At 61.4% G+C, this 12,059-nt stretch carries 12 protein-coding genes; 10 read left to right on the top strand and 2 right to left on the bottom strand.

Features of this window, described 5'->3' with window-relative positions; all coding sequences use genetic code 11:
* Window positions 1-125 precede the first annotated feature (125 nt).
* The 8 genes from LHFGNBLO_RS21065 to LHFGNBLO_RS21030 all read left to right on the top strand — a co-directional run bounded on the left by LHFGNBLO_RS21065 (window position 126) and on the right by LHFGNBLO_RS21030 (window position 7,310).
* Window positions 126-1,103, top strand: coding sequence for a formylglycine-generating enzyme family protein (locus tag LHFGNBLO_RS21065; protein WP_258601275.1), 978 nt, complete (start codon window positions 126-128; stop codon window positions 1,101-1,103).
* A 70-nt stretch (window positions 1,104-1,173) separates the two neighbouring features.
* A complete protein-coding gene (locus LHFGNBLO_RS21060) occupies window positions 1,174-2,628 on the top strand; it encodes an arylsulfatase (protein ID WP_258601273.1) in 1,455 nt (484 codons plus the stop codon).
* Window positions 2,629-2,677: 49 nt separating this feature from the next.
* Window positions 2,678-3,655: a transporter gene (locus tag LHFGNBLO_RS21055; protein ID WP_413774638.1), complete on the top strand. Its 978-nt coding sequence runs from the start codon at window positions 2,678-2,680 to the stop codon at window positions 3,653-3,655.
* 72 nt (window positions 3,656-3,727) lie between these two features.
* Window positions 3,728-4,204, top strand: a complete 477-nt coding sequence (locus LHFGNBLO_RS21050) for a hypothetical protein (RefSeq protein ID WP_258601272.1) — start codon at window positions 3,728-3,730, stop codon at window positions 4,202-4,204.
* A gap of 183 nt (window positions 4,205-4,387) precedes the next feature.
* A complete protein-coding gene (locus tag LHFGNBLO_RS21045; protein ID WP_258601270.1) occupies window positions 4,388-4,891 on the top strand; it encodes a BA14K family protein in 504 nt (167 codons plus the stop codon).
* 376 nt (window positions 4,892-5,267) lie between these two features.
* A complete protein-coding gene (locus LHFGNBLO_RS21040; protein WP_258601269.1) occupies window positions 5,268-6,236 on the top strand; it encodes a glycine betaine ABC transporter substrate-binding protein in 969 nt (322 codons plus the stop codon).
* A gap of 67 nt (window positions 6,237-6,303) precedes the next feature.
* Complete coding sequence (locus tag LHFGNBLO_RS21035; RefSeq protein WP_258601268.1) at window positions 6,304-6,963, top strand: L,D-transpeptidase; 660 nt, start codon at window positions 6,304-6,306, stop codon at window positions 6,961-6,963.
* A gap of 23 nt (window positions 6,964-6,986) precedes the next feature.
* Window positions 6,987-7,310 (top strand): hypothetical protein, encoded by a 324-nt coding sequence (locus LHFGNBLO_RS21030; RefSeq protein WP_258601267.1) that lies wholly within the window; start codon window positions 6,987-6,989, stop codon window positions 7,308-7,310.
* Between the two features lie 123 nt (window positions 7,311-7,433).
* On the opposite strand, the gene LHFGNBLO_RS21025 is transcribed toward LHFGNBLO_RS21030, so the two are convergent.
* Both LHFGNBLO_RS21025 and LHFGNBLO_RS21020 read right to left on the bottom strand, forming a co-directional pair.
* Window positions 7,434-8,723 (bottom strand): hypothetical protein, encoded by a 1,290-nt coding sequence (locus tag LHFGNBLO_RS21025; protein ID WP_258601266.1) that lies wholly within the window; start codon window positions 8,721-8,723, stop codon window positions 7,434-7,436.
* Between the two features lie 21 nt (window positions 8,724-8,744).
* Window positions 8,745-9,392, bottom strand: coding sequence for a MarC family protein (locus LHFGNBLO_RS21020; protein ID WP_258601265.1), 648 nt, complete (start codon window positions 9,390-9,392; stop codon window positions 8,745-8,747).
* Between the two features lie 299 nt (window positions 9,393-9,691).
* Between LHFGNBLO_RS21020 and LHFGNBLO_RS21015 the strand changes: the two genes are divergently transcribed.
* Both LHFGNBLO_RS21015 and LHFGNBLO_RS21010 read left to right on the top strand, forming a co-directional pair.
* The gene (locus LHFGNBLO_RS21015) at window positions 9,692-10,816 is read left to right on the top strand and encodes an HlyD family secretion protein (RefSeq protein WP_258601264.1); all 1,125 of its coding nucleotides are present in this window, start codon (window positions 9,692-9,694) and stop codon (window positions 10,814-10,816) included.
* Entirely contained in the window at window positions 10,806-11,840 is a 1,035-nt protein-coding gene (locus LHFGNBLO_RS21010; protein WP_258601263.1) for a DUF2955 domain-containing protein, read from the top strand. Before LHFGNBLO_RS21015 ends, LHFGNBLO_RS21010 begins: the two co-directional genes overlap by 11 nt.
* The last annotated feature ends 219 nt before the right edge of the window (window positions 11,841-12,059 follow it).

The following is a 12,059-nucleotide window of genomic DNA, read 5'->3' as shown; positions in this document are numbered from 1 at the left end:
AGGCCCGCGACCGATCTAAGCGGCACGGAGCCGGTGAGCGCAAGGGCAGCCGGGCTCGATGCACTGCTGTCTGCCGGCAAGGCCTCGTAAGGCTGCGGCGCAACTCGATGGTGGAAGACGGCATCATGCTCGTAGTTCTTGCCCCTGACGCAGCAGACAAGGGCGCTCCTTTTGCTGACATGATCCGCATCCCGGGCGGTACTTTCCGCATGGGCTCGGATCGTCACTATGCCGAGGAAGCGCCCGTCCACCGCGTCAGCGTGGGTGAGTTCTGGATCGACAGGACGCCGGTGACGAATGCTGAGTTCAAGGCCTTCGTCCGCGCGACCGGGCACGTCACATTTGCCGAGATCGTCCCCGACGTGAAGGACTATCCCGGCGCCCTGCCCCATATGCTTTTCGCTGGCTCATTGGTGTTCAGCCCACCCGGTCGCGCGGTCGACCTGGCCGACTGGACGCAGTGGTGGCAGTTCAAGAGGGGTGCGAATTGGCGCCACCCCTACGGTCCCGGCAGCAACATCGGCGGGTTGAAGGATCATCCCGTCGTGCACGTCTCCTACGCCGACGCAAAGGCTTACGCGGATTGGGCTGGAAAGGACCTCCCGACCGAGGCGGAGTGGGAGCTTGCAGCGCGCGGCGGACTGGACGGCGCGGAGTTCACCTGGGGCGAGGAGTTTCTGCCTGGCGACAGGCACATGGCCAACACGTGGCAGGGCCAATTCCCGCGCCAGAACCTTTGTGAGGACGGTTTTCCGCGCACGTCGCCGGTAACCGCCTTTCCGCCGAACGGTTATGGCCTTCACGATATGATCGGGAATGTCTGGGAGTGGACTGAGGACTGGTACTCGGCGCTGCATGAGCCAGATGCGCCGAAGGCCTGCTGCATCCCCGAGAACCCGCGCGGCGGTCGCCAGGATGCAAGTTACGACCCGACGCTGCCGCATATCAGGATCCCGCGAAAGGTGGTCAAGGGCGGCTCGCATCTGTGCGCGCCGAACTATTGCCAGCGCTATCGTCCGGCCGCCCGCCGTCCTGAGGCAGTCGACACATCCACGAGCCATGTCGGCTTCCGCTGCGTCGTCAGACAGGGGAGGACGAACTGAGACCGAAATGACTGCGGCGGCGTGTGCCAGACAAACCGCGCCGGTTTCACGCCATCAAGGGAGAAGTTGCATGAAACGGATTATGCTTGCTGCACTGCTGACGACAGCCGCCAGTTGCGCCATGGCTCAGGAACAGTCCAGGCCCAACGTTGTCATCATGCTCGGCGACAACGTCGGCTACGGCGACATCGGCTGCTACGGCGCCGGTGAAATCAGGGGAATGCCGACCCCTCGCATCGACGAATTGGCCAGCCAGAGCCTGCGCCTGACGCAATATCTGGTCGAGCCGGCCTGCACGCCCTCGCGCGCGGCGCTGATGACGGGGCGCTACTCCGTCCGCTCGGGCCTCAACGGCGTAATCATTGCCGGCACGCCCAATACCTTGCAGGCGAGCGAGGTGACGCTGGCCGAGCAGTTCAAAAGCCAAGGTTACGCCACCGGCATGGCCGGCAAATGGCATCTCGGCGCGAGTGAGCAGAGCTGGCCCACACGCCAGGGCTTCGACGAATACCATGTCGGCGTCATGGAGAGCAGCGACGGCACCTTGTATCGCGAAAGCATGCAGCGTGCTGGTATGCCGGAGCAGATCATAGTAGCCACCGAACCCTATGTCTGGGAATCCGAAGCGGACGGAACGCTGAAGAAGGCGCGGCCCTATACCCCTGAGTACCGCCACGAGGTCGAAGGCGACATTGCCGAGGCGTCGGTGGAATTCATAGAACGCGCGTCCAAGACGACGCAGCCATTCTTCCTTTATGTGGGGTGGACCCACACCCATTATCCCACGCTCCCGGCACAGGAATTCGCGGGAAAGTCACGCATAGGAGCCTATGGCGATGCGGTGATGGAACTTGATTTCCGCACCGGCCAGGTGCTCGACGCGATCAAGGCTGCCGGCATCGAAGACAACACGATCGTCATCTGGGTCTCCGACAACGCGGCGGCCCCGACAGCCGGCCCGTTCGATTCGCGCTACGGCTTCAACGGCCCCTTCCGCGGCGAACTCGGCGACGCCCTGGAAGGATCGGTCCGCACCGTGGGCATGATCAAATGGCCGGGCCACATCGCGCCGCGCGTCAGCAACGAAATGGTGTCGGTGCATGACTTCATGCCGACGCTGTCGAGCATCATCGGCGCCCAGCTTCCGACGGACCGGCCGATCGACGGCGTCGATCAGAGCGCGTTCTTCACCGGCAGCCAGGAGAAATCCAACCGGGAAAGCCTGATCACTTTCGTCGGCGACGAGATCGCGGGGGTTCGTTGGCGGTCTTACCGCTTGTACCCGAAGCAATTCGTGATGGCAGGCGGTAACCCGTCGATGACCGGCCTCGCCGGCAACCGCATGGAGATGAACGGCTTCCCCGCGATCTACAACATCGAGGCTGATCCCCGCGAGGAGGTCAATGTCGTCGGCACCGCTGCCTGGGTGATCGGGCCATATCTGAGAGTAATCGGGGACTATCAGAAATCGCTGGTACAATACCCCAACCCGAAAGGCTTCAGCCTGACCGAATTCGGCAGATGATTTGCCAAGCAGGCGGTATCTGTTTCGCCGCTTGGCAACGTTGGAGGGAATGACGATGCGCAGTCGGTTTATCATCATTGCCACAGTGGCGTTGAGCGGCACGGCTGTCAGTCCCGTCTATGCCGACGAAGGCGGGATCAGTTTCTGGCTGCCCGGTCAGTATGGCAGCTTCGCCGCCACATCGACAACGCCGGGTTGGGCGTGGACGACGGTCTACTATCATGCATCACTTGCCGCCGGTGCTGATCAGCAGTTCCCGCGCGGCGGTCAGATCAATGCCGGACTGGATGCCAACGCTAATCTCGTGCTCTTCGGGCCGGCCTACACATTTGCAGACGCCGTGCTCGACGGGCAATTGACACTGAGCATGATGGCGGTCGGCGGGCGCAACGAGGCTACGATCGATGCGGTGCTGACGGGGCCGAACGGCAATACGCTGTCGAGCAGTGCAACGGATTCACTTACCGCCTTCGGCGATCTCTATCCGACCGCGACACTGAAGTGGAACAGCGGCGTTCACAACTACATGACCTATGCCACTGGAGACATTCCCGTAGGCGCATATGAGCCCGACCGTTTAGCCAATCTCGGGATCGGGCACAGCGCAATCGATGTCGGCGGCGGCTACACCTACTTCAATCCGGCGACCGGCCGCGAAGCCTCCGCAGTGCTCGGCTTCACCTACAATCTCGAGAACCCCGACACCGACTATCAAAGTGGCGTCGATATGCACATCGACTGGGGCGCCGCGCAGTTTCTCAACGAACAGTTCTTCGTCGGGGCGGTCGGCTACTACTACCAGCAGATCACCGGCGACAGCGGCAGCGGGGCTATTCTCGGCGACTTCAAGTCGCGCGTCGCCGGCATCGGCCCGCAGGTCGGCTATCTGTTTCCCGTCGGCGACAAGATGCAGGGCGCGCTCAACGTGAAAGCCTATTGGGAGTTCGCGGCCCGAAACCGGCCCGAGGGGTGGAACTTTTGGGCCGGGTTCGCCCTCTCGCCGACGGCGCCGAAAAAAACAGAGTAGCAGCCGCGCGCACGAAAAGCAGGTGAACAAGCACAGGGCTCGGCAACCCGCTACCAGGAACGGCAGTGCAGTATGACCAGCAACAACATCCGCTACGTCATCTTGATGGTCATTGAGACGGCTGCCGCTATGTTCCTGTTTTACACGATTTTCCCGATCTTCCGGCAAGTGATCACACAATTGGGAGAACCACAGGATATCAGCCCCTATCAGCAGGTTGCGGTGGCTGGTGGCGCTCTCGTTCTGCAGGCCTGTTACTGGGTCAGATTTCGCTGGGTTGCGGTCCCCGCACCGTTCCGCAATGCCTTGGTGAGGCACCTGTTCCTGTTTGCCAGCCGGGTCAGCTTTTTCTTTGGGGGCGCTTTGTTTTCGGTCCTCTTTTTCCGCCACGTGCCGGAACTCGATCAATTCCCTTCATTCATTCAGGGAGTAGTCAAGCTGTTGGAAGTTCTGTTGGTTCTGTTCAGTCTGTTTTGCTATTCGCTCGAAATAGAACGTTTGGGCAAGGCAGGAGATGACCATTCCTCCTCACCCAGCCGCGCCAGATAATTCAGGCCGACCAATTCAGTCCTTTGCAAGAACGCCCATGGACGGCGGCCTATCTGCCCGTCAAACGGCGCGACCTGAAACAATTTGCAGGTGCCCGGAACAATTTTGGAACGACGACGTTTCGCGTAAATTAATGACGACGTTTCGCATACGGTAAACATAGCCACCAGCGAGGACGCGATCATGAGGTTCCAGTCAGGCATAGCGACCGCCCTGGTCGCAACTTTTGCGCTTTCGAGCCCTGTTCCAGTAGAGGCCGCACCGATCTTCGTGCCAAGGGCACAAGGCGCGCAGTCCGATGTCATCCAGGTTCGGGATGGCTACAGGGGTCCCCGCGGCTACCGCCACTATCGTCGTGGATACCACCGGCACAACGACTTTTGGGCCCCCGCCGGCGCATTTGTCGCCGGAGCGCTGCTCGGCAGCGTGATCGCCAACAACAACGGATACTATGGCGGGTATTACCGAAGCGGCTTCTACGGCAATTCGTATTACGGCGGACCCTACTACGGCGATCCTTATTACGCCGACCCGTACTACGCCGATCCGTATTACCGTGCCCCGTACCGCGACCCTTATTACCGCGCCCCGTATTACGGCAACCGGTATTACGGCAATAGGGTCCACTCAAACAGGTCCTACCGCCCATGCTCGCCCAGGGAAGCCGATTCCGGTAATTGCTACTAGCGTTCGTCGTCGTGCGCTGGGCGCCCCTTGGACCGAGTGGCCGACACAACTCCGATGCGAGCCTAGCCCGCAGGGCTAACCCTGTTGCCGAGAAGATTCGACCTTCCTTCGGACGGCCTTGCGGTCAAAAAATTACCCTGCCCTCCACGTAACTTACGTTCCGCTGCCGGCTCGGTCCGGTAGGCTTGAGGACAACACGAACCAATCAACGGGACGGAACGCCTGCTAGCAGACAAAAGCGGTCTCTGCGGCGGTACGCCAGTTCCGCAGTTTGCCGTCATGATGATGGTTGGTTTCACAAGGCTGGTGCTTGCCGTGGCGGATCCCTCTCGTTGCCGCCGCGGTTCATTTCAGTCCCGACGCAAGGGGGGAGAAAATGGACAGTCGATTTCGGCGGCATCTGCTGAAAGTGTCGCTAGCGGCATTGACGATGCTGGCGGTACATAGCCGGTCCCACGCGGCGGATCTCCTCATCGCAATGCCGAACTGGCCGTCGGGCCAGGCGGCGGCCAACATCATCAAATACGGCCTCAAGCAGAAACTCGACCTCGACGCCGACGTGCGCGAGATGGGCGGCATGACGGCATTCGCCGGAATGGATACCGGAGAGGTCGACGTCTATCCGGAAGTCTGGCTTCCCAATCTCGATTCACTCGTCAAGAAATACGTCGACGGGCGCAAGACCGTGGATCTCAGCCCCAAGGGTGTGTCGGCCACGCAGCGCATCTGCGTCACGCGCGAGACGGCTGACAAACATGGCGTCAAGGACATTTCAGATCTGGCCGATCCGAAAAAAGCGGCCGTGTTCGATACCGACGGCGACGGCAAGGGCGAAATGTGGATTGGTGCGCTGGGCTGGTCGTCGACGAGCATCGAGAAGATCCGGGCCAAGAGCTACGGCTATGAAAAAACGATGACGCTCCTTCAAATGCCGGAAGAGATGGCAATGGCTGCAGTCGATGCGGCCGCGGCAACCGGGCAACCGATGGCATTCTACTGCTACAGTCCGCACCACATGTTCAAGCTCCATGATATCGTCGAATTGACCGAGCCGAAATACGATCCCGCCAAGTGGCACATCGTGATGCCGAGCGACGACCCTGACTGGCTGTCGAAATCGGAGGCGTCGGTGGCGTGGGACGCATCGCATTTCTACATCGGCTTTGCATCCTCGACGGCGAAGCGCCTGCCGAAAGTGGCGGCCTTCCTCTCCCATATCGACTTCACCCCGGAGGAGGTCACCGAGATGAGCTACGCATTGCAGGTCGACCGGCAGGATCCCGCCAAGTACGCGCAGGACTGGGTTGCAAAGCATCAAGACCGGCTGAACGCCTGGTCGAAATAGGGACGGGACGAACATGACCCCTTCACTCGCAAACCGGTCCGTCACCCCGAAAAGCAATGACCGAAGAATGGCTGGCCGCCGCCTGGTTCTTGGCGCAGCGCTTGTCATGACCGCGATCGGCGCGACATTGGCGTATGCCGCTCAGACGCAAATATTCGATCCGCAGACCCACAAGTGGGTCGACTACGACAAGAAGAAAGCGCGAAAATACTACGCCGCCCACAAGGAGGTGCCGGAGGCATTCCGGCCGCAGATGGTCAAGTTCCGCACCGCCGAGGTGCCCGGCACGATCATCATCGATGGCAACAAGCATTTTCTCTACCTTGTGCAGCCAGGCCAGCAGGCCATGCGCTACGGCATCGGCGTCGGTCGGGAAGGCTTTGGATGGGCGGGCATCGTGCGCGTCGGCCGCATGGCGGAATGGCCGACCTGGACGCCCCCGGCCGAAATGGTCGCTCGTGATCCGAACGCAGCCAAACATGCGGCAGGCATGCCTGGAGGGCCCGACAATCCGCTCGGCGCCAGAGCTCTTTATCTCTACGAGGGCGATCAGGACACGATCTACCGGATACACGGCACGCCGGAGCCCTGGACGATCGGGCTCGACGTGTCATCTGGGTGTATCCGGATGAGGAACGACGACATCACCGACTTCGCTTCGCGCGTCAAGGTCGGGGCCAAGGTCATCGTTCTCATGCAGGGGGCGGCCCTTTACAAGGGCGTTTGAGGCGGCATTCGGAGGGACAAACAATGTCGGCAAAACGTGCAGTGAGAAGTTCGATCCTGGTCCTAGCGCTTGGGTCCCTGGTGGCGTTGAGCGCTTGCGTCAGCACGCCACCGCCGGCTCCGGAACAGATGTCGAGGACCCAGGTCGAGACGGCTCCGGCGGATCTGCAGCTTCTTTGCGCCAACGCGGTCGCCAAGGCGAGCGGCGTCGACAGCGCCAAGATCCTTCCGGTCTCCTCGAGCAAGATCGATTCCAAAACCTATCAGGTCGAGCTCGATGCCGGCGGCAAGAAGACAAGCTGCCTCGTCGATACGGACGGTGCTGTCAAATCTGTTGAGCCTGCCTGATCCGCTCTGCGTCCTCGCTTGGTTGTGGCGGCGCTGATGATGGTTCGGGATTGCCGCCAGCCTCTTCATCGCCGCTGCCCAGCATGTCACGGCTGAGTGGTCCGCAGCGCACTCTGACGCTGCCTAGTTGCGAGGCATCGCCACGAGGAAGCCACTGGCCAGCAGATATTCATAGAGATGCCGCAGAGGCGGTGCGGGACGCAACTGATCGGCAGTTGTCCATTGCCCACTACCGTCAACATCCCAACCGCGTCCCGGATCGGTCTTGAGCAGGTCAAGCAATTTCTCGCGAGGGCATGGATAGGCCAGCACACGCACGTCGGAGCCGAAAAGCCGCGCGATACCCTCGAACAGGCGGCCCTCCAGGTGCTGATATCTCACATCGTCGAAAATCCGTATCAGCGCCGGCAGCGGCATCGCGAAACGTAACGGCGCCTGGGTGTATCGACGCACGAATGCAGTGGCGCGATACAACAGGCGATCCCGCATCACCATTGCCGCGCCCTCGCCCATTGCAGGCAACGGCGCATCAGAATCGACGACCACCAGGCGAAGATCGATGATGTCCCTCACCTCGGGATTCCCGGCGACCTCGCAGCGGAGCGTTTCCAGGCACGCCGCAATCGCTTCCGGCGAAAGGTCGTCGCGCGGGTCTCTCGCCAACGGTACGATGACCACAGACTTCTTGTAGAGAAATTCGTTTGCTGCGACGGCCTCACCGTCACGATCCAGCGTCACCGCCTGAGCCCGGCCGTCGCGTGCCAAGGCCGTGTGCAGTTGGTCCATCTGGCAACCCGCGAACGCGCTGCCTCGCATTACGATCTGATCAATTTCGAGGCGGTCATTTGCAAGGTTGTCGAACATTCTCGCCGGCAAATCGTCGGGGGTTACCCGCTCGTTCAGCAGTGCATGCAGCAGGTTCACACCCAGAATGCCCACCGCCTCTTGCTGAAGCGGGTTGGCATTGTCGCGAAGGTTTACGTGCAGCAGAATGTCACTCACCTCGGCCAGCGGGAGATCCTGAAAGCGAACCCCGATCCAGCCGTGGCAATCGTTGGTGCCCGCAAAGTTGCGGGCGGCGATGGTGTCGGCGAAAGCGAACAAGCGCGTGTCTTTGCCGCGCGCATCACCGACCTGTTGCACGAGGGATTTCCATTCACGATCGAGCATCGTCTCAAGCCGCGGCCTGGACACGTAGCGCGTCCCGGAGCCGTAGAGGTCGTCACTGATTTTCTTGTCGTAGGCTGAGACGGTCTTGGCCACCGTGCCTGACGCGGCGCCAACGCGCAGAAACCATCGCGCCACTTCCTGACCCGCGCCGATCTCGGCGAACGAGCCGAAACTCGTCGCATCGAGATTGACCTCCAGCGCCTTCTGATGGGTGTCGGCAACGGTGATGGCGGTATCATTCATGGTGGGATGGCGCGCACGAAATCAGTGTGCGCCGCTCGCGGTGATGATCCCAAGATTGACCAATCCGCTAACGACCAGTTGGACGGCAACCGCGGTCAGGAGAATGCCGAAGACAACCTCCGAGACGACAAGACTGGCCGGCTTCATTCGCTTCGCCAGCGCGTCGGTATTGGTGAACACCAGGTAGTCGAATGCGGCGACGAGCAGGATGAGACCCACAACGAGCACTGCACTTGCTACCGAGACGACTTCGCCGGAGGCAATGATAATGACCGTGATGCCGACGGGGTTGAGCAAGTAGGGAATGGCAAGGGGAAAAATCGCGATCTTTTCCGGATCCTCGGACAGGCCCAGATCCTCCCCGTGCTTTTCGGTCGGTCCAGACGCCATCTTGATCGCGAGGAGCGCCAGGATAATGCCGCCAGCGACCGCAACCGCACCGCCAGTGATATGCAGCAGTCGCATCAGCAGAGCGCCGGTGGCAAAAAGGATCAGAGCCGTGACAAGAGCCGCCAAAACCATCTGGCGGCCTATCTTGACCTTGGTTTCGGCGTCGAATTTCTGGGTCTTTTCCAGAAATGGAACCAGCGCGATCTTCGGTCCCATGCCAATCAGCAGAAGCAGGAGAAGTTTTGTCACGAGAGCGGCATCAATGACTGCGAAATCCATCGGAAGGTCCCTCGATCTCGACAACACTGCTAGCGAGGAATTGTCGGTTATCCAAAACGGATTGTCTAGCAGATCCGAAAATCCGGCAGCTCCAACATGTAACTTACCCCCGATCGACTGGAACCATCTGAAGACTGCGTATAGTGTGGACACGATGAGGGGCGCTTAACTCGTGCCTTCGCCTCAGCTTATCCTTGCGGGGTTGTCTGGGCCGAAGCTGACAGCCAAGCAAGCAACCGCCCATGGCCCGATATTAGTCTGACTGGGAGAAGATTTTAGTCTGACTGGGAGAAGATGCCATGGCGTCCGACGCGACCGGGACCTCTCAAGACAATGCCGCTGAAGGGCCGGATACGCCAGCGACGAAGGGCAACCCGCTGCGCCGGGTCGCGCTTGGCGTGCTGCTGCTCGCTTGCCTGCTGTTCGTGATAGCTGTCTTCATGGAAAGGCGCACACCTTCTTCATCGCAGGCGACGGTCAGCGCCTATGTCGTCGGCATCGCGCCGGAGGTCACCGGCCGGGTCATCGAGGTGGGCGTGGCCGACAACAGCGGCGTGAAGCCTGGCCAGATGCTGTTTCGCATCGATCCGCAGCAATACCAACTGGCCGTCGCCGAGGCTGAAGCTCGCCTTGCCCGGGTAGGCCAGACGATCGGCGCTTCGACAGCCTCCGTCGATTCCGTCCAGGCACGCCTCGTGGAGGCAAGGGCAATCCGCGACAACGTCCAGGAGCAGGCCAACCGGGCCATGGAGTTGGTCAAGCGCGGCGTCTATGCCCAGGCGAAGTATGACGAGGCGAAGGCGGCGGTGGACCAGGCAAATGCCTCGGTCGTCGCCGCCGAAGCGGACCTCAAGCAGGCGCAGGAAGAGCTTGGGCCGGCAGGCGCCGACAATCCGCAGCTGAAGGAGTCGCTGGCCGCGCTTGAACGCGCGCAGCTTGACCTCCTGCGCACCACGGTCCTGGCGCCGGCCGAGGGCGTCGTCACCAACCTGCAGCTTTCCGTCGGAGGCGTTGTCGGCGCCGGCCAGAGCGCCATGACATTCATCGACGTCGGCACGGTGTGGATCACCGCGGCGTTCAAGGAGAACAGCCTGGAGAACGTCGCGGCCGGCAACCACGCGGACGTCTTGTTCGATCTCTTGCCCGGCCAGGTTTTCGGCGCGACGGTCGAGAGCGTCGGGATGGGCGTCGCCCAGGGAAGTGTCGACCCCAAGACCGGGTTGCCCAAGATCTCCACCGAAAGCGGATGGGTGAGAACGCCACAGAGCTTTCCCGTCCGCCTGATCCTCGACGAGGGCAGGCCCAAGGGCGTGCGCTACGGGTCGCAGGCAAACGTGGTGATCTACACCGGCGACAATCCGGTGACCAATGCGATCGGCCGCATCTGGATACGTGTGCTGTCGGTCCTGACCTATGTCAGCTGACGGCGACCTTGCGCACGCCAATGCCAGGCGCAAGGGTCTGCGCATCGCGTTCGCCGTAGCCGTCGGCTTCACATGGTCGGTTATGTCGGGGGCAATCATCCCCTTTCTGGGACCGTTGTTCGCGGCGCAGTTCCTGATCTCCAGTTCCCGCCCGCTGCAGCTGAAACAGGCCCTGGGAATGGCGATCCTCATTGTCGTCGCGGGCGCGCTTCTCCAGGCCGTCGCGGTGCTGACAGGTGATCGGCCACCGGTCCTGTTGCTGCTGCTCGGGCTCGTCTATTTCGTCTGTTTCTACCTGCAGGCGAACGGCAAGGGGGGTGGGGCGATCTTTCTTGTCCTGGTGGTCGCCGTGATGGTGCCGCTGCTGACCGTGCTCAACCGCGATCTCGGCGATTCCATCCTGTCGATCCTGGTACAGGGCGTGGTCAGCGGAGCGATCCTGATGTGGATTGCCCATGCGGTCATACCCGACCGAGGCAGCGCCGATGTTCAAGCCGCGGCTCCTGCTGCAAACCCTCGCGCTGCGCGCTATGCCGCCGCCAATGCCGCCATTCTGCTGATCGCCGTGCTGGCTTGCCTGACACGGGACGGGCTCGCCACGGCGATCGTCATTCCGATCACCGTCGCATCGCTGTTGTCGCAGCTCGACGTCAGCGCAAGCGCAAGGGCCGCCTTCGGCCTCTTCGTGGTCAATCTCCTCGGAGGCGTGGTCGCATCCTTTGCATTCGGATTGCTGCAGGTTCACCCCACCATCCCCTGGCTGTTTGTCCTGGTGCTGCTCGCCGGCCTACTGTTTGGCGGCCGCGCAGCGCTGAGCAATCCCGCTGCCAAGCTCTACGCGGGCGCGCTTACAATCTTCCTCATCCTGTTCGGAACGGGCGTCTCGCCGTTGCCGGGGTCGGCAGCGGAATCTTTTGCCACGCGGGTCAACTACATAGTGGTGGCCATCGCCTATACGATCTTCATGGCGGCGTTGCTTTGGCCAGGACCCAGGCGCAGCGCTGAAGACAGGGTGCTGTCATGAAGGGCTCGTAACAGCACCGCCCGTATGTCTTTTCCGTTTCATGCTGGCCTCGTCTTAGCGGTATGGCGGCATTCCCCCCGCTTCCTTCGACGCCCAAGGAGATCTCATGGCTCGGATCCAGCAGGTCTCGGTGCCTTCGAACACCTTTGCTTGACGAGGGAATTCGATCCGAAAGATGGCCTCGGCGTCGACTGATCTACTGGCGGGTATCCCAGTTCT

The sequence above is a fragment of the Mesorhizobium sp. AR10 genome (assembly GCF_024746795.1).
Lineage (GTDB): Bacteria > Pseudomonadota > Alphaproteobacteria > Rhizobiales > Rhizobiaceae > Mesorhizobium.
Note: the sequence above shows the minus strand (reverse complement) of the source record. Positions and strands in the feature narration are given on the sequence as shown.

Excerpts from the sequence above, each read along its gene's own strand:
- LHFGNBLO_RS21065 (WP_258601275.1), top strand. The coding sequence starts at position 126 with ATGCTCGTAGTTCTTGCCCCTGACGCAGCAGACAAGGGCGCTCCTTTT.
- LHFGNBLO_RS21060 (WP_258601273.1), top strand. The coding sequence starts at position 1,174 with ATGAAACGGATTATGCTTGCTGCACTGCTGACGACAGCCGCCAGTTGC.
- LHFGNBLO_RS21055 (WP_413774638.1), top strand. The coding sequence starts at position 2,678 with ATGACGATGCGCAGTCGGTTTATCATCATTGCCACAGTGGCGTTGAGC.
- LHFGNBLO_RS21050 (WP_258601272.1), top strand. The coding sequence starts at position 3,728 with ATGACCAGCAACAACATCCGCTACGTCATCTTGATGGTCATTGAGACG.
- LHFGNBLO_RS21045 (WP_258601270.1), top strand. The coding sequence starts at position 4,388 with ATGAGGTTCCAGTCAGGCATAGCGACCGCCCTGGTCGCAACTTTTGCG.
- LHFGNBLO_RS21040 (WP_258601269.1), top strand. The coding sequence starts at position 5,268 with ATGGACAGTCGATTTCGGCGGCATCTGCTGAAAGTGTCGCTAGCGGCA.
- LHFGNBLO_RS21035 (WP_258601268.1), top strand. The coding sequence starts at position 6,304 with ATGGCTGGCCGCCGCCTGGTTCTTGGCGCAGCGCTTGTCATGACCGCG.
- LHFGNBLO_RS21030 (WP_258601267.1), top strand. The coding sequence starts at position 6,987 with ATGTCGGCAAAACGTGCAGTGAGAAGTTCGATCCTGGTCCTAGCGCTT.
- LHFGNBLO_RS21025 (WP_258601266.1), bottom strand. The coding sequence starts at position 8,723 with ATGAATGATACCGCCATCACCGTTGCCGACACCCATCAGAAGGCGCTG.
- LHFGNBLO_RS21020 (WP_258601265.1), bottom strand. The coding sequence starts at position 9,392 with ATGGATTTCGCAGTCATTGATGCCGCTCTCGTGACAAAACTTCTCCTG.
- LHFGNBLO_RS21015 (WP_258601264.1), top strand. The coding sequence starts at position 9,692 with ATGGCGTCCGACGCGACCGGGACCTCTCAAGACAATGCCGCTGAAGGG.
- LHFGNBLO_RS21010 (WP_258601263.1), top strand. The coding sequence starts at position 10,806 with ATGTCAGCTGACGGCGACCTTGCGCACGCCAATGCCAGGCGCAAGGGT.